Below are 18,848 nucleotides of genomic sequence, written 5' to 3' on the forward strand. Positions count from 1 at the left end.
ATTTTTGTTTTTTTTTATTTTCTTCTTGATGCTAAGTCTTTCGTGATTTCATCCATAAATTTATCGCTTAATTTATAGATTACTAAAATTCCTGCTGAAAGCAAAGCACCTGCAGCTGGATATATACTTATCAACATTCTTATTCCTTTTAAAGATTCTACGGTTTGTTCAGCATTGGCTTCAAAACCATATCCTGCTAATAACCAACCAGTAATTGCTCCTCCTAATGTCCACCCCATTTTTTGTGACATTGATGAAGATGAAAATACCAAACCTGTTGCACGCCTTCCTGTTTTCCATTCAGAATAATCAGCAATATCAGCGTACATAGACCAAATTAGTGGCAATACAATACCTGCTGTAACTCCGATAATAATATTCAATCCAAAAATGACAGCTATATCATTTGGATTAACCCAATAAAATACAAAACTGAATATAGAGGCTAAAACCATTGCTCCAATAAAAGTGTTCTTCTTTCCATATTTTGCTGAAAGCGGTTTTGCTAATAACACACCTAATAAATTTGTTACCAACCAAACAGTCATATAAGCTCCTGCTAGCTTATCCCATTTAACTTCTCCAAAAACTGGCAATACTTGATCGTGCACAAAATATTTAAAATAATACATGATACTTCCATCACGTAACGAGTTAAATATTAAAACTGCAATACCAGCTCCCAACATTATAAACCATTGACCATTTTTTGCTAAATCTTTGATGTCTTTTTTTATGGATGACTTTTCAGTAAGAGGCTTTACACGCTCTTTTGTCCATTTATAGGTTATTATAAAAAAGAATGCGGCTAAAACTGCATAAATAGCAACGGTATATTGATAGCTTTGCGCATCATCATTTCCTGAATTTCTGAAAAAATCTAGTAAATAAGGAACGGTAGCTGTCATAAAAATACCACCCGAATACGCGCCTATAAATCGGAATGAAGCCAACGAGGTTCGCTCTTTGGTATCAGAAGTCATTACGCCCATTAACGATGAATACGGCACATTAATAGCTGTATAAACCATCATCATTAAAGTATATGTTACATAGGCATAAATTAATTTGCCTGAAGGACCTAAATCCGGTGTTGAAAATGTTAAAACACCTATAAGTCCAAAAGGAATTGCTACCCATAATAAATACGGTCTGAATTTACCCATTGAAGTTTTCGTTCTATCAGAAACGATTCCCATTATAGGATCGTTTAATCCATCCCATAAACGAGTTAATAAAAACATTGTACCAACAGATGCTGGTGAAATTTCAACAACATCCGTATAATATATCATTAAAAACATGGAAAATAATTTCCAAAACATTGAGGATGCAAAATCCCCAAATCCGTAACCTACTTTTTCTTTAAAGTTTATTTTTTCTGACATATTTTAAATTTTTTCTATACGTTCAATTAACTCCATTAATGCTCTTCCATTATGATAGGGGCATTTCCAAAAACCAACTTTAACTTCTGATGTAATTGGATTTCCATTCTCATCTACTCTCCAATACCATTCTCCATTTTCTTTATCCTTTAAATTGAATTTAATAAAGTTCCAAAGTTTGATTATTCCTTCTAAATATTTTTCGTTATGATTGATCTCATATGCATCCATTAATCCTACCATAGCTTCTGCCTGTGGCCACCAATGCTTATCTGTATCCATATGACCATTATCAAATTCATTGAACAATGACCCATCAATATCTAATCCTTTTTTTATCGTTATTTCAACAAGTTGTAATGCCTTTTTTCGAATTGTTTTAATCCAATTTTCATCACCAATTATTAGAGCTGCTTCATGCAAAAGCCAAGCGCCTTCAATATCGTGACCAAAAGAAATTGCTGTGGATTGTATTTCCCAATCCATTCCAAAAAACAAATTAAAATGCCCTGTGTTTTTATCGATGATTTTATCGTTAAATATTTCTAACAATGCAGTAATGCTTTGTTTTAATTTTTCTGAAGGATTTATTCTATAAAGATTCACATATGGTTCAATAATATGTAAATGAGTGTTCATAGATTTCGGAGAATTCTGATCCTTATCGCTTAGACGCATATCCTTAATTACACTCCAATCATCCTTCAATGCTTCTATATAACCTCCGCTTATTTTATCACAAAACTTATTTTCTAGAATTTCATAAAGAGAGTTAGCATAATTTAAACTTTTTGTATGCTGTGTAGCTCTATAATATTCTGAAAACGCATATATTCCAAAACCTTGTGCGTATGCCTGTTTTCTGCTATTTAATGGATTTCCAAGATAATCTACTTCCCAAATCAATCCTTCATTTTTAGCATCCCAAAAATGATTGATAAGGTAATTGTAAGCCCTGTCAGCAACAGCTTTATATTCCGCTAAATTTGTGGTTCTAAATGCAGCTGAAAATGTCCATAAAATTCGAGTATTTAAAATAACCCCTTTTGAAGCTTCACTATTTTTTTCTCCAAAATGATTAATTTCTCCAATAAAACCTCCATTATTATTGTCTATAGCTTCTAAAGCCCAAAAACTTAATAAGGAACTTAGTTCAAGCGACAATTCCTCTTTTAAATTATTGATATTATTAGCTAATATGTTATTATCAATTACCATTTTACTTTAAATTTATGTGTGTTAAACAACCTTGGTAATTTGTTTGTGCTGTTGATTTTTTTCAACTTGATTTATGATAGTTTCTACAGATAAATGTGAATACAATTTATCCTCAGGAGAATTCACACAATAATCTACCAATTGATCAATTGTTGAAGTTGCTACGTGCATTCTTGTATCAGATGAAGCATAATAAATGTAAACTTTTCCATCTTCATCATCAATCCAACCATTTGAAAATACAACATTAGAAACATCTCCTAATCTTTCTTCCTTAAGAGGAGCCAATAAATGACCTCCAGGTTTATGAGTTACTATCCAAGGCTTCTCAAGATCTGTCATAAACATATACAACGTATATCTTAAACCAGCTGCTGTATTTCTAACACCATGTGCTAGATTCAACCATCCTTTTGATGTTTTAATTGGTGCTGGACCTAAGCCATTTTTTACTTCATAAATAGTATGATAGGTTTTTGCATCTACAATTTTCTCTTCTTTTACTTCAGGGTTCTCAATGGTGTCAGACAGGCCAAATCCTATTCCCCCACCTTTTCCAGTGTCAATAAACCCATCTTGAGGACGCGTAAAAAAAGCGTACTTACCTTCAACCAAATGCGGAAACAAAACTACGTTTCGTTGTTGACCAGTTGTTGAAATTAGGTCTGGTAAGCGTTCCCAACTTAATAGATCTTTTGTTCTTACAATTCCTGCATTGGCTACTGCTGTTGAAGTGTCTCCATCAGGTGAAGATGGATCTTTACGCTCACTACAAAACACACCATAAATCCAACCATCATCATGTTGTGTTAAACGCATATCATAAACGTTTGTATCAAAATCACCTACAATTTGAGGGATTGTAATTGGTTTATCCCAAAACTTAAAATTATCTACACCATTTGGGCTTTCAGCAATTGAAAAAAATGATTTTCTATCATTACCTTCTACTCTTACTACCAATAAATATTTACCATTAAGTTTTATTGCCCCTGCATTAAACGTTGCATTAAAACCAATACGTTCCATAAAATAAGGATTAGTTTCAGGGTTGTAATCAAAACGCCATTCTAAAGGAATATGATCTCTGGTTAAAATTGGATTTTCGTATTTATTATATATTCCATTTGTGCTAAATAACATTTTATTTTGCTCTACAACTAACTCCTTGTAGTTGTCTTCTATATGTTCTATACGTTTTAAATAATTCATTTCAATATATTTTTAAATATTTTATACTTTTTCTAATTGATATCGTCTAATAATAATATCTGCTCATCATTTTTAAATTTCAAAAAATCTGGCAATGATGGATGTCCTTTGTATGGCACATAAAAATGAGTGGTATCATGATTACGCCAAACCATTACATATGATATTTTTTTAATAAGTTCTTTTTGCTTAAGTATTGGTAACAACTCTTGAGAGTACCAATTTTGATGTTCCAATTTATCAAATCCAGTTTCGGTAAACGCTGCTAGTTTACTTTTCTTCTCTGCAACATTTGCAACAATTTCTAATTTATTAACTGCCGCATCTAACCCTTCGCCTCCAGGCTGAAAATCGTAATAATTATCCATTGCCATAATATCTACATAAGCATCACCTGGATACCATTTTAAATATTCTTCTTCAGAATGAAACTGCCTATCTGGAGAATATGCAATTAAAAGATTGTTTAAACCTTTTTCATTTCTTAAATAATTCACAGTAAATTGAAACAGTTTTTTATATTGTTCATTATCACAAAAATCTTCACCCCACCAAAACCAATTGCCATTCATTTCGTGCCAAGGTCTAAAAATGATTGGAACTAAACTTCCATCTGTTCTTTTTAAACCTCTTAGAAAAGCACTAAAAAGATCCAATTTATAAATCAATTCTTGGTGATTTTCACCTCCAGGAATTAACGTATTTACCATGTCAATTTCTTTAAACCAAGAGTTTATACTATCATTTAAAAAGGAAGGGTGCCAACTAATGGTATTTATTGCCCCAATTGAGTCTCCTTTTACAATTAATTTTTTAATATGATCAAATGGGACTTTATCTATATTTAAAGAATCTCCTATATGACCAATATCCCAACCTAAAATTGCAGGATAACTTCCTGTTGCTTTTTTTACATCAGATTGTAAATACGCACCGCCATCATATCTCCAACCTATTCCATAAGCCAAATCATCCTGATGACCAAATAAAACCCCTTTATCATTTAGTTTATTTAACTTACTTAACAATAAGATTGCAGGAGTTTCCTTTCTACTTTCTACTTTTTTAGCTGGTTGCGAACAACTTAAAACTATAAAAGATAAAATTATAATTTTTATTAATTTTCCCATTTCTAAATTGGTAATTTAATTATAAACCGAAAGAGTCTTAACTTCTTCCTGAAACAATGTTGTTGAACTATTTTTAAAATCTACAAAGTCATCTTTAACCGTTGTTGAACTGTTATTATTTGGAATAAACAAATCATTTTGAGAAGATTTCCAAGGTGCATTAAACCAAGCAAGTACCCAAGCAATTCTTATGTCTGTTCCACCTTGTTCAATAGCTGTTAATATATTTGAAGTCCAAAACTTAGGTGAAAGATTAATGTAATTATTTTTACCCGTTTCTGTTAAAGCAGCAACTTTTCCGTGATTGTATGCGAAATTTGATAATTGAATTAAATTATCTTTTAAGCTTGATGAGCCTGAGTCATACATATCAATCCCTACTATATCTACATAGGCATCTCCAGGATAATAACTTTCATTTAATTGTTGATTTGGAGACCATCCAAATAACACCAAATTTGTTCTTTCTTTAATATAATCTACGGCCAACCTATAAAAATCAACATACAGTTGAGAAGAATGGTTTGTAGCTTTTGAACCCCACCAAAACCAATCGCCATCCATTTCGTGAAATAACCTAAATACAACAGGGAAACCTAAATCATTGTTGATGATATCAATTAATTGATCTAGTTCATCATAAAACCAAGCTTGAGACCCATTGTTATCTTTTACCACATCATACATTAAACTTTTGTCTGTACTTGAAGTTATATCATTCAAATAAATTTTGTGATCTGTTTTACTTTGTTGGTGAAAATCAAATGTTACTATAGATCCGTTATCATAGGCATGTTTAGCCTCATTGATATGAATTTGTTTTTGCTCAGTTATTTTATACAACATATAATGTGGATCTATTCCATAAACTGCAGGGTGATCACCTGTAACATCTTTACAGTCTGAAGTATTTACATTATCACTAATACTATTAAGTTGAAATGAAAGAGGAAACTCTTGCCCAAAAGCAAATTGACTACTATTGGCTATAGAAGCAATATTGGTATATAAATTTTTTGTCATTGCAGAAGCATCAACATCTACAGGCTTATATTCGCCTTGATGTCTAATTTCTACATTCATTTCATCTGTAGCTGTTTCATTTGAGGAATCAATAACTTTTAACGTAATTGCATGTGTCCCTAACGGTAAATTAACAGTTGTCATTTCTGTTGAAGCTATAACGGTATTGTCTAATAACCATTCAAAACTTTTTATAGGAGCTTCAACATCTGAAGAATTTGAGCCGTCTAAATTAACGGAGCCTTCTGATTCACTTGATGAGATAAGGACTAATTTATCTGGACCTGCATTTGCTATAGGTTTGTTATTTTCTGCTATAATTATTTTAACAGTATATGTTTTTTTTGTAATCCCATCTTTTTTAAGATCATAATTGATTGGGTTACTAAAATTGTTTTTTGTTTCATTGGATACTTGTTTTGTGCTGCCAATATATAATTCGCCATCTTCGCTTACCGTAAATTTAGCTGTTAAGTTTTCAAGTTCTGTCCCTGACGGAACAGTTGCCTCTATATCTAATTCACTTATTGAAAATGTAACACTGTTTAATTCAACAACACTAAAAGTTAAAATTTTTGATTCAGAATTTATGATTACGGTATATGTTGTTCGTGATCCGTCTTCTGCCTCAACTGTATATTTTAATGGATTTGAAAAATCATTTTTACTTACACCTGAATTTTGTTGCGTACTACCAACAAATATTTTAGCTTTTGCAGATATTGAGAAAACAGCAGTTAAATTTGTAACATCAATATCTTCCGTTAAAATAGTTTCAACATTATTATTTGATGAAATAGTAAAAGTGCTTGATACATCTTTTATTGAAAAACTTATCAATTTAGATTCGCTACTTTTCTCAACAGTTTCATCATCCTCTTTTGTACAGGCAGCTACCACTATAAAAAACAGTACTATAATTTTTATATAATATTTCATTTCAAATACTTTATTTTATAATTAAATTTTAAACAGAGCATAATAAAATTATGCTCTGTTTAAATCAAAATCAAACACAAAAAACTAATAACGAGCTCCTTCTGTTATTACCATTTCATCAATACTAACTGTTACTTCATTGCTTCCTGCTCTTCCAACAATTACCTCAATTCTATCAAACGGTACATCAAAAGCAAATCTAGTTTTTGACTTATAATGTGCTCCTAAATCTGTGCTATCATCACTCCAATTTTCCATATCTGTATTAAATAAGCTAAATTGAAATGTTTGCCAATCTTTTGAAGTATTTGGGAAGAATTTTTGAACCATTACTAACTGCTCATCATATTGATACATTCTTACAATTATATATTGCTGTGCATCTATAGAATTTACAGCAAATGATAGGTAAGGATCTTCATATAAAGATAAATCTACACTCGACATATCTGTTGAAATTGTTTGTCCCCAGTAAGCTCCCCAGCCTCCTAAAGAACCATCATCAACATATGTGAAAAAATTATCACCATAAAAAGGTTCTATAGCATCTTTTCTGAAATCCAATGAACCTATTACTTCGCTTCCATTCATAACATCTGGCCAGTTTTCAGTATCTTCAAACCCCATAACTACTATTTTTGCAGGTTTTGACGAACCACCAATTACATCTCCAATATCCTGACTACCATCATACTGTCCTTCAGTTATTTTTACAAATGCAATATCTAAATCTTGATTTGTACCAGCATTACCAGCCTTAAATCCTAATTTAGGTTTAAAATCACCCGAGTTAAATTCTCCACCTTCCCAATTAGATTTAAGTGGTTGCGAAATAATAACCCATTCTCCTCCTGTATCAAATCCATATCCAAAATGTCTCCAATTTCCAGCTTGGTCTTCCATTTGAAAATAACCACCGCTTCCTACAGGAGTTCTTACTGCAAAAGTTAAATAAGGTGTTACAATACCACTAATATCAGGAACTTCATTTGATGTCATTTCTCCTGTTGCTTTATCCCAACCATATCCTGGCGCTCTTAAAGAAAAGTAATTAGCTGTTTTTCCTAATACATCTCCATTCTCAACACTTGCAGTTGGCTCACCAATATATTCATGTGTACCATCAGCAAAATCCCAAATCACAACTTCTTCATAAGTTATAAATGGATAAATCACATTTACTTTTTCAACTGTTGGAACATCATTTTTTGCTAAACTTACAAAGTCAACATCAACTAAATCACCTGCTTTTAAATCCAATCCAGCTACAGAAACTATAATGGCATTCTGTCCTTTTGAAACAACAGCCGCAGTTTCTCCATCAATTAAAATTTCATCTAATAAATCTACATTCTCACCCGTAACAATAAATGTTAAACCTACTTGTATATCACTTACTTCTGATACCGATGATTCTGGTATTATAGGTACAAATTTTTCTGAAGTTGAATACGTTTGTCTATACTCGTTAGAAACGATTATTGGAGCACCGTCAACTGACATAGTTCTTGGAACCTGTATTGTTAAGGACTGCTCATCAGCTGAAACTTGTAAATTATCTCCTTTGGTCTCACCAAAGTATACACTTTTCACTTGTGTAAAATTTCCTTTTAAAGTAATAGTACTTGAAAGTACATCGTTATAAGAACTTACGCTCGAAATTTCTGGTATTGGCCAGAGGATATCATATTCAGTATCATCTTGACAGCTAGTAAATCCAGCTAAAAATAATACCATCACAATTGTATTTATGAAATATTTTTTCATTTTATTCTGTTTTATTTTATTAATAGCCTTTATTTTGTTCTAACCCAAAAGTATTTACATCTGCTAATGGAATTGGTAATAATCCATCGTGAGATTCGTAATTTCCAGTTTCAGGTAATAAATCAATTTTTCCCGTTCTTATAATATCAAAATATCTGATACCTTCAAGTGCTAACTCTAAACGTCTTTCATTCCAAATATCTTCAAGTAAATCATCTCCAGTACTTGTTACTTCTGGAACTGAAGCGCCTGGATATATATCAAATGTAAATCCTGATTTTTGACCCAATGCTGAACCTAATGGAAAAGTACTTCCTTCTGCTCTTGTTCTAATCATATTTAAATACAAACGAGCATCGCTCTCCATTCCTTTCATATAAGCAGCTTCAGCATGCATTAGTAAAACTTCAGCATAACGAATAACTCTTTTATTATTTGGTTGGTTATTATGATTCCCATTTCTTGCATCAGGAGCTAAAGCATATTTTCTATTTAATCTACAGCTAGTTACAAAGTCTTTAGTACTACTGTGTTCTAAAGTCCAAACTTGTTTTTCCCAACTTTGCTTAACCCCATATAAAACATCAAATTCTTGACCGTAAATTGTTGATTCTCTACGTGGATCTTTATCTCCATATGCATTGTATAATGCATCTGTTGGAAGATTAAAACACCATCCCCAATCATCACGGTTCCCCATTTGAACTACTGTTGTATTACCTACACTTTCTCCCCATTCATTATTGGTAGTTTCGTGTTGTACTTCAAAAATTGATTCATTATTATTTTCACCATCTTGTTCAAAAATTGAAGCAAAATTAGCAGCTAATGAATATTCACCTGAATTGATAATATCATTTGTTAAGTTGTAAACTTCATTCCAATTGGTCATTACATCAACTGTATGTCCTGACGAAGCAGCTAAAACTGTATTGTTGGCATATGATGTTTCTTGAATTAAAGCTCTTGCTTTTAAAGCCATAGCAGCACCTTTAGTAACTCTACCTAAATCATTTGCATTGTAACTACCTTTTTTAGGAAGTACTGCAATTGCATCATCTAAATCTTTTTTAATAAGCGCATACACTTCTGCAACCGACGCTCTTGGCTCTATAAGGTCATCAACTGAATAATCTGCAGTTACTAACGGAACTCCACCAAACAAAGAAACAAGTTTAGAATAAGAATATGCTCTTAAAAATTTTGCTTCTCCAATTATTCTTTCTTTTAACTCTTCATCAAAAGTAGCTTCAGGTAATGAATTAATAATCTCATTAGTTCTAACAATTCCTGTGTACAATAACGACCAAGTTCCTGAAGAAACCCCATTTCCTGCATTTGCAGTAAAATCTCGTACATATTGACGTTCAGCCCAGTCAAATAAATCACTACCTCCTTTTAAGGCATCATCTGACATTAAATCACCATATACAAAGTATTCATCCTTCGACATTGTTGAGTAGCAAGCATTTAAACCTGCTAGTGCGTTTTCAGGATTATTAAAATATGACTCTGCTGTTTGAGTCCCTATATTCTCCAAGTCCAAGTCGGTACAAGAAGACATTGTGAAAAATACAATCGTAAAAAGGGACATAAATTTGAAATATTTCATATCTATATTATTTTTTTAATTAAAATGTTACGTTTACACCAAAATAGTAATATCTTGGTTGAGGGTAGTTTCCTAAGTCAACTCCAATACCCAAACTTGAATTATCACTATTTGCATCATGAGTTAAATCACCAATTTCAGGATCATACCCTTTATAATCTGTAAAGGTTAACAAGTTTTGACCTGACATATAAAAACGAACTTTAGTTAAAAAGCTTTTTTCATAAACTGAAGCTGGTAATGAATATCCAATTTGAAGGTTTCTTAATTTTAAATAAGACCCGTTTTCAACATATCTATCTGAAAAACGTGTATTATTATTTGTATCAGATAATGTAGCTCTAGGCTCAGTTCCATTAGGATTATTTACTGGGTGAAAACGATCCATTCTTGAAGCAAATGCGTTGGTATAATCTTTAACCTCTAAAGTGAAGATTCCCATTCCATTTACAATTTCAGTTCCAGAAACTCCGAAAAAATCTCCAGATAAATCAAAACCTTTATACTCCATACTAAAGTTAAATCCATAAGAAAAATCAGGTGTACCAGATCCCAATTTAGTACGGTCATCAGCATCTATTAATCCGTTATTATTATTATCAACAAATACTACATCACCTACTCTAGCATCAGGTTGAATAGGATCTCCTCCTTCACTTACATATGCATCAACTTCATCCTGTGTTCTAAAAATACCGTTTGTTTGGTACCCATAAAAATAAGCGATCTCATGCCCTTTTTCAGTTCTTGTGGTATATCCTAATTTATCTATGTAACCACCATCTAAATATGCGTTTGTATCAGAATTTAATTTTACAACTTCATTTTTAATTGCCGTAAAATTTGCTCCAACATTAAATTTAAATTTATCATATGTTTTACCATAATTAGCTGAAAACTCAAACCCTTTATTAGACATTGTACCAATATTTGCGTTTGGTCTATCTTTTGGATAGTAACCAGGAAGTGAAACACGGGTAATCATATCTTCCGTATTTTTAATAAAATAATCAGCAGTAATAGCTAAGTCTCCATTTAAAAAACCTGCATCTAAACCAATATTAGTAGTTTCAATTACTTCCCACTTTAAATCTGGTGTTGGAATATTTGTAGCTGTTCCTCCTTTATAAGGAATCCCATTAAACACATAGTACATTCCATAGTTTCCAATATTCGCAACATCAGAACCTGCTTGCGCACTAGCTTCATTTCCTACTTGCCCCCATCCAACTCTAAACTTTAATACTGAAAACACATCTAAATTCTGAATAAACTCTTCTTCATCCAATTTCCAAGATGCTCCAACCGATGGAAAAAGCCCCCATTTATTGTCTCCTGAAAATTTACTTGAACCATCATAACGTACAGTACCTGTAATCATATATTTATTCTTAAAAGAATAAAAAGCACGCGCAAAAAACGATTGAGTTGAAGATTGCCCTTGATATGCACCTAATTGTTCCTTATAAGAACTAGCCAAATTTAAATAACGCAAATCACTATCTTCTGGCACATTAATACCAACACCACTAAATCCGTCATTTTCATTAAAAGAAGACTCTTGACCTAATGTAGCAATCAACTTATGAACATCATTAAATGTTTTATTATAATTTAAAACATTGATCCAAGTTCTACTAAACCATTCACCTCTTCCTTCATATAATTCACTATCAGCTCTATAAAAATTTTCATTTAAATAGTAACTTGGCGCATAATTTTTACTGTGAGTAAACCCTTTTGAAATATTAATGGTGCTTTTAAAATCTAACCCTTCAGTAATATTAATATCTAACCAACTTCTTAAACCATAAGAATTTGTAGCATTATCACCATATTGCAATTCATGAACTGCCCACAAAGGGTTTTGGCCCAAAGTTGTTCCTGTTGAAATATAGTTACCTTCATCATCAATACCTCTATCCATAGGGCTCGTTTTTAAACCTAATGGCACAGGCCCACTATATAATCCTTGTGGTATGTTTCCATTTTCCTTATGAAATAGATTTATTTGCATACCTGCTTTAATTCTTTTACTGAATTGAAAATCTAACTTTGACTGTAACATGTATTTTTCAAAATCAGTATTTTTAACCAATCCATCTTCCGTAAAATAAGAACCACTAATAGCATACATTAAGCTTCTATCTTCATTGTTTGCATCATTAAAACCACCTCTAACACTTAAGTTGTAATTATTTTGTGAAGCGTTTCTAAAAATTTCATCTTGCCAATTAGTTCCAACTGAATTATTTGCAAGTACATAGTTTATTCTTGTTTCTAAATCTGTTGGAATAGAAATTCCATCATTCGCAGCTGCTTCTAATATTAAGCTACCCTGTTGATTGGCATTTAACATATCAACTTGATTAGGAACTTCTCCATAACCATAATAACTGTTAAAAGAAAAAACAGGCTTGCTTGAAGCTTTTCCAGATTTAGTAGTAACAATTACAACTCCATTTGCTCCCTTATTACCATATATAGCAGTTGAAGATGCATCTTTTAATATCTCTACACTTTGGATATCTTCAGGAGCTATATGTTCCATACTTGTACCTGAAGGTATACCATCAATTACATATAATGGGTCAGAATTATTTGTACTACTTACCCCTCTAATTCTAACTTTTAATCCTGCACCTGGTTCACCCGAGCTTTTAGTAATATTTACACCAGCTACACGACCTTGTATTGCTTGTAAAGGTTGATTTGAAGCAAAGTTTTCAAAAACCTCTCCTTTTACTTGAGCTACAGAACCAGTTAAATCACTCTTTTTCATGGTACCATAACCAACAACTACCACCTCATCAAGTCCCACTAAATCCGTTTTTAAAACAATGTTAATTGTAGACTTTCCGTCTACCTTAATTTCTTGGGTAGTAAACCCCATAAATGAAAATGTCAAAATTTCTTGACCACTACTTAAATTAATAGTATAATTACCATCAAAATCAGTTGTTGTACCTTGTGACATTCCTTTAATTACAACAGTAACACCAGGCAAAGGTTGATTACTCTCATCAGTAACCACACCAGTTAAAACTTTTTCTTGTCCAATTGAAACCCAAGAGGAAGCTAGAAAGAGCATCATTAAAATAAATCGAAGATTTTTTTTCATAATAAATAATAAATTTGGTTTTAAGGCTTATGAAATAACTATTGTTTTTAAGCTGTTAAGTTGATTATCATAAACCTTCTTTTTAAATAATTAATTGTTTGTTTGATTTCAAATTACTTACAGAAACTATAAATAAATGATACTATCAAAATTATGCTGAGAGTGTAATTTTAACAAATATTTTTACATCATTAGATGATACTTTTACATCATTCAATTATTACAGCGTACTAAAACCAATACACACACATCAAAACAATAGACTTATAATCAAGTGATTAAGCAAAATCTACTTATGTAAAAAACAAAATAATACATAAAACCATCAGTATAGCATTAGTACTATTTCAATATCAAGCAATACAAATACAACAAATTATTATACTTTTACATCAAATCTTACACCGACACAAATGGAAATACATCGAGAAATTACTCCGTTAAATGAAAATGATTGCTTTTTAGTTTTTGACAGACATAAAAATGATTTTGATTTTCCAATTCATTTTCATCCTGAATTTGAAATTAATTTTATTAAAGGTGGAAAAGGAGCAAAAAGAGTTGTTGGAGATCACATTGGGGAAATTGAAGATTTTGAATTGGTGATGGTTGGGCCAAACATATATCACGGATGGGAAAACTATAAAAATGATAATTCTAAAGAAATGTATGAAATTACCATTCAATTCCCGAGATACTTATTTGATGTGCAATTACTGAATAAAAATATATTAAAACCAATTAAAGATTTATTTAAAAATGCAAATCACGGAGTTCTCTTTTCTCAGGAAACCACCAAAAACTTAGAAAGTAAATTAAATATCATCAGTAAAAAGAATGGATTTGACAATTTTATTGACTTTCAATCACTACTGTACGACTTAGCAATTAGTCGTGGACAAAAAATCTTAACAAATTTATCATTTGATGATCAAAATGATTTTCATAACAGCAATAGGATTGAAAAAGTCTTTAAATACATAAAAGAAAATTATAATAATAAAATTAGAGTTGAAGATGCTGCAAAAACCATCAATATGTCTGTAATTTCATTTAGTCGATTAATTAAACAACGAACAGGAAAAACTTTTGTTGAGTTTGTCAATGAATTTCGATTAGGATATGCAACACGGCAATTGATTGATACAAATGATAGTGTTTCCGAAATTTGCTATAGTTGTGGGTTTAATAACATTTCTAACTTTAATCGTATTTTTAAAAAGAAACAAAACTGTACACCTTCTGAATTTAGAATGAATTTTAAAGTAACCAAAAAAATTATTTAGATAATGCGTAAAATAAAAGCTGTATGCTTTGGAGAGATTCTTTTCGACGTATTTCTAAAACATAAAAAAATAGGAGGCGCACCTTTAAATGTAATTTCAAGATTAAAATCATTTGGAATTGATGTTTTGATTATAAGCGCTGTAGGCAATGATAATAATGGCAGAGAGCTGATTGAGTATTTCAATAATCTAGATATTAATTCTGATTCAATCCAAATTAATGAAAATTACCCAACTGGAATTGTAAACGTAAGTTTAAATGAGAAAGGAAATGCATCATACAATATAACTCACCCTTCTGCTTGGGATAAAATTAGTTTGACTAGAGATGACACTGAACTAGTTAGGAATGCTGATCTTTTATTATATGGAAGTTTAGCTTCTCGTGATAAATCTACAAAAAAAACACTATTACAACTTTTAGAAGTAGCAAAATACAAAATATTTGATGTAAACTTAAGAGCTCCACATTATTCTGAAAGTACGCTAAAAGAACTTATGGCAGCTGCAGATTTCATTAAATTTAATGATGATGAATTGTTTAAGGTTGCAAAATCTTTAGATTCAAAACATAAATCTTTAGAGCAAAATATAAAATACATTTCTAAAAAAACTAATACAAATACTATTTGTGTAACCTTAGGCTCTCATGGGGCCGTATTATATCACAAACGAAAGTTTTACAATAATTATGGCTTTAAGGTTGATGTAATTGATACAGTTGGTTCCGGTGATTCATTTTTAGCAGCATTAATAACAAAATTATTTAACAAACCCGATCCACAAGAGGCTATTAATTTTGCTTGTGCTGTTGGTGCCATAGTTGCACAAAATGATGGTGCTAATCCCAAAATATCTCAAATAGAAATTGATGAGTTTCTAAATGATTAATTGAGATATTTTTTTAAAATCTAAATCTTTAGTAACTCAAAATAAGCTATATTTATACTTACAAATATTGTTTAATTTACCGTAAACAGTTCCGTAAACGATTTAAGTAGAAAAAAGCATATAATAGCATAAAATACGGGTTTTATTCAAATTCATAACCCGGAGGTCTGCAGTTCAATTCTGCATCACGCTACTATTTTAAATTCAATAAAAACAACGGTTTAACTTTCTAAACCGTTGTTTTATGCCTAATTTAAATGAATTACTTACCTTTAATGTCAAAAGTGCATACGATTTTCCAATGAATAAGAATTTTTCTAACCCCAAAATATATACCGCCAATGGCGATTTAAAGAAGCGTTGGTATGTATATTTTTCCTTTCAAAATCCTGAAACTGGAAAATTAAAAAGAGTTACACCATTTTATGGAAAAGCCAACAAGTATAAAACGAAGGAAGATCGTTTATATGTTTTATCTGCCTACCGTAAAAAATTATTGGAATTATTAAAGAAAGGTTACAATCCTTTTGAAAATAATACAGCGTTATTTCAAAAACAACATGAGGCGGAACATCCCAAAGTGGTTTCAATTGAAAAACAGGAAGCAGCTATAAAAACTCAAAACCAGTTACACCTGAAAAACTTGAAATAGCTAAAGAGCCTCAAAAAGTGGTTACAACCGATCAAAAAACCATTAAAGAAGCCTTTGAATTTGCGCTATCATTAAAGAAAAACGTCGTTAATCCTAGAACTTATACAGAATACGATAGCAAGCAAAAAAACTACAAGCGTTTATCAAGAAACAGTATCCGCATATAACTTATATAGATGAGTTAACTAAAAATATGGTACTGCAATTTTTAAATAGTGTGTTGCAACGTACCAGTGCAAGAAGTAGAAACAATTATCGTTTGGACTTAAGTAGTTTAATGCAGATATTGGAAGACAATGAAATCATTGCGTCTAACATAGTTAGGAAAATTTCTGCTTTAAAAACCACCCCAGAACGGCACAAAACCTATTCAAGCAAAACTCAAGAAGAGATTTTTAGCTATTTAGAAACCAAGGACCCTTTACTCCGATTGTATATCTTGTTTATTTCTTACAATTTTCTTCGACCTATCGAAGTAAACAGATTAAAAGTAAAGGATATCAATATAAAAGAGAAGTATCTACAATTTAAAGCAAAGAACAAACCTTTTAAAAAGAAGAGTATTCCAGATATTTTACTAAATGAACTACCAGATTTATCTAACCTAAATCCAGATGATTATTTATTCACTCCAAAAAAAATTGGAGTTGTTTGGGAATCTTCAGAACAAAATAAAAGGGATTATTTTTCTAAACGATTTAAAAGTGTCGTCAAAGATCATTTTGATTTAGGTATAGACTATGGATTATACAGTTTTAGACATTATTTTATCTCTAAATCATATAACGAACTTGAAAAGAAATACGCTCCTTTTGAAGCAAAAAGTAGGCTCATGCGAATTACTGGTCATGCATCAATGACTGCTTTGGAAAAATATTTAAGAGATATTGATGCTGAACTTGCTGAAGACTATTCTGAACTTTTAAAAACAACCTAAAATGGCATCCAAAATTAAAAATACCACTTTGTTTTTAGATGAATTAGTAGAAGTGTTTTTTCATAAGTCGATATACTATATTCCTAGCGAAATCATTCCTGAAAACGCTAAAGATGCTGTAAGGCTTCAAATAAAACTTAACTACTTTGACCAATATTATTTCGCAGATAATGAATTAGGATTTAGTGCATTTAACAATAATGATGCGAAAGACCTAAATTCAAATTTAATTGGTAAAAGAGCTTTTCTAGAACAGAATACGTTTAAATTAATTAAAAAAAAGAAAAAATTAGAGTTCTTGGCTATTATAGAAAAGTATTACGAATACTTAATGCTATTTATAGATTTCACAGAATGGTTAATTACAAATATTAAAAAGTACAATGGAGAAAATGTAGATTTAAGTATTATTGGAGCGTTCCAAGTACAGCATCAATTTTTCATAAAACATTTAAAGGATATCTGTAATTACTTTGGAGAGCTTTTGAATTTAGAAAAGGATTTTAATTTCACAGTAGGGCTGTTTGTTTTTGAATACCTTCCTGATATCTTATCAAGATATTCTAAAATGATTGAAAATCGAGATGAAGTAGTCGTTCAAAATGAGATTAACAAAAAGGAATTAAAACAAAAAAAATCAGAAGACACCAATCAAGAAATAATAAAAAAGCAATCTAAGAAGTTAGTTGCTAAAAAGGTGAAAGAAAAACCTCAATTAGATCTTGATGAAATCGAAAGTATGATTTTAATAAACGTTTTTAATGTTGATAAAGCTATCATAAATACTTATCACACATAAAAACCAGTGTTTTGGTGGTTGGTGGTGGCGAATTCACCTTAAACGGTGGCAACTGGTGGCAAATTTAGATATAAACGGGGTATTTTGGTGGCTAGTGGTGGCTGTTGGTGGCGAATTTAATAAAGAATTGGTGGCTCTTGGTGTTTATGTGGTGGCGTATTCTATGGTTTTGTAGTGTTTTTAGAATGTATTTATTACAGATCGCAAATTTACTTTAAAAAAAACTGGGAGAAGGTGTGTTTGAAATTATTCAGAATAACGCAACTTAAAAATTAAGATGGATTAAAATAAATTCCTCTTAATTTAGACTGGTCTATCTATTTTCCGCTGTTTTCCGCTACTTTCCGCTGTTTTTCCGTTGAATTTCCGCTGTTTTTTTTTGTTTCCGTAGTTTTCCCGCAACATTCCGCAGTTTATATTTGAGTTACATATTGGCGGCTAACTATATTCAATAAATCACGAAAAACTGTTCAATTTATTCCATTGGCTTCGCCTACGACTTTTTTACCTGTAATTATATTAAACTGTAATTACCTTTACACAAAACATAAGACAAGGATTGTAACAAGATTATTTTTTTTCATGATTCCTCTTCTTTTATTTAGCAACAAATGTGCTGGTTATCCAATAAAAGAATTCCAACGACTGATACTTTTCGCATCCATTCCTATAGAGGGTTTACTAATTTAGTTTCCAATATTAGTTAAGTCTAAAAACTTATTTTTAGCAGATGAGGCAGAACCCTATTGAGGGTTAATAATATTGAAGTAGACAAACTTAAAGGTGCAATACACTAATATAATTTACCTAGTTAAATATAATGAGGGCAATAATTGACTTTGGGAAACAATGATCTTTTAACAACTCATTTTT

The 18,848-nt window shown here is 31.1% G+C and carries 13 protein-coding genes; 5 read left to right on the forward strand and 8 right to left on the reverse strand.

From position 1 onward, the window contains the following. Positions 1-14: 14 nt before the first annotated feature. The 8 genes from CHB67_RS08205 to CHB67_RS08240 form a co-directional block, all read right to left on the reverse strand. The gene (locus CHB67_RS08205) at positions 15-1,388 is read right to left on the reverse strand and encodes an MFS transporter (RefSeq protein WP_089381279.1); all 1,374 of its coding nucleotides are present in this window, start codon (positions 1,386-1,388) and stop codon (positions 15-17) included. Positions 1,389-1,391: 3 nt separating this feature from the next. Further along, positions 1,392-2,606 carry an AGE family epimerase/isomerase gene (locus CHB67_RS08210; protein ID WP_089381280.1) on the reverse strand — a complete coding sequence of 405 codons (1,215 nt, stop codon included), beginning with the start codon at positions 2,604-2,606 and terminating at the stop codon, positions 1,392-1,394. Positions 2,607-2,627: 21 nt separating this feature from the next. Next, a complete protein-coding gene (locus CHB67_RS08215; protein WP_089381281.1) occupies positions 2,628-3,818 on the reverse strand; it encodes a glycoside hydrolase family 130 protein in 1,191 nt (396 codons plus the stop codon). A 32-nt stretch (positions 3,819-3,850) separates the two neighbouring features. After that, positions 3,851-4,948, reverse strand: coding sequence for a glycoside hydrolase family 26 protein (locus CHB67_RS08220; protein ID WP_089381282.1), 1,098 nt, complete (start codon positions 4,946-4,948; stop codon positions 3,851-3,853). Between the two features lie 15 nt (positions 4,949-4,963). After that, on the reverse strand, positions 4,964-6,910 hold the full coding sequence (locus CHB67_RS08225) for a glycosyl hydrolase (RefSeq protein WP_089381283.1): 1,947 nt from the start codon (positions 6,908-6,910) through the stop codon (positions 4,964-4,966). Positions 6,911-6,994: 84 nt separating this feature from the next. Further along, the gene (locus CHB67_RS08230) at positions 6,995-8,677 is read right to left on the reverse strand and encodes a hypothetical protein (protein WP_141119694.1); all 1,683 of its coding nucleotides are present in this window, start codon (positions 8,675-8,677) and stop codon (positions 6,995-6,997) included. 19 nt (positions 8,678-8,696) lie between these two features. Further along, entirely contained in the window at positions 8,697-10,289 is a 1,593-nt protein-coding gene (locus CHB67_RS08235) for a RagB/SusD family nutrient uptake outer membrane protein (RefSeq protein ID WP_089381285.1), read from the reverse strand. A 19-nt stretch (positions 10,290-10,308) separates the two neighbouring features. Further along, the gene (locus CHB67_RS08240; RefSeq protein ID WP_089381286.1) at positions 10,309-13,410 is read right to left on the reverse strand and encodes a SusC/RagA family TonB-linked outer membrane protein; all 3,102 of its coding nucleotides are present in this window, start codon (positions 13,408-13,410) and stop codon (positions 10,309-10,311) included. Positions 13,411-13,823: 413 nt separating this feature from the next. Between CHB67_RS08240 and CHB67_RS08245 the strand changes: the two genes are divergently transcribed. The 5 genes from CHB67_RS08245 to CHB67_RS08265 all read left to right on the forward strand — a co-directional run bounded on the left by CHB67_RS08245 (position 13,824) and on the right by CHB67_RS08265 (position 17,975). Continuing rightward, positions 13,824-14,696: an AraC family transcriptional regulator gene (locus tag CHB67_RS08245; RefSeq protein ID WP_089381287.1), complete on the forward strand. Its 873-nt coding sequence runs from the start codon at positions 13,824-13,826 to the stop codon at positions 14,694-14,696. A gap of 3 nt (positions 14,697-14,699) precedes the next feature. After that, complete coding sequence (locus tag CHB67_RS08250) at positions 14,700-15,587, forward strand: carbohydrate kinase family protein (RefSeq protein ID WP_089381288.1); 888 nt, start codon at positions 14,700-14,702, stop codon at positions 15,585-15,587. Positions 15,588-15,831: 244 nt separating this feature from the next. Next, on the forward strand, positions 15,832-16,239 hold the full coding sequence (locus CHB67_RS08255; protein ID WP_089381289.1) for a hypothetical protein: 408 nt from the start codon (positions 15,832-15,834) through the stop codon (positions 16,237-16,239). A 193-nt stretch (positions 16,240-16,432) separates the two neighbouring features. Further along, positions 16,433-17,176, forward strand: coding sequence for a tyrosine-type recombinase/integrase (locus tag CHB67_RS08260; protein ID WP_141119695.1), 744 nt, complete (start codon positions 16,433-16,435; stop codon positions 17,174-17,176). A gap of 1 nt (position 17,177) precedes the next feature. Continuing rightward, positions 17,178-17,975, forward strand: a complete 798-nt coding sequence (locus CHB67_RS08265) for a hypothetical protein (protein WP_089381291.1) — start codon at positions 17,178-17,180, stop codon at positions 17,973-17,975. Positions 17,976-18,848: the final 873 nt, after the last annotated feature.

It is taken from the genome of Lutibacter agarilyticus, from assembly GCF_900188235.1.
Classification (GTDB): Bacteria; Bacteroidota; Bacteroidia; order Flavobacteriales; family Flavobacteriaceae; genus Lutibacter; species Lutibacter agarilyticus.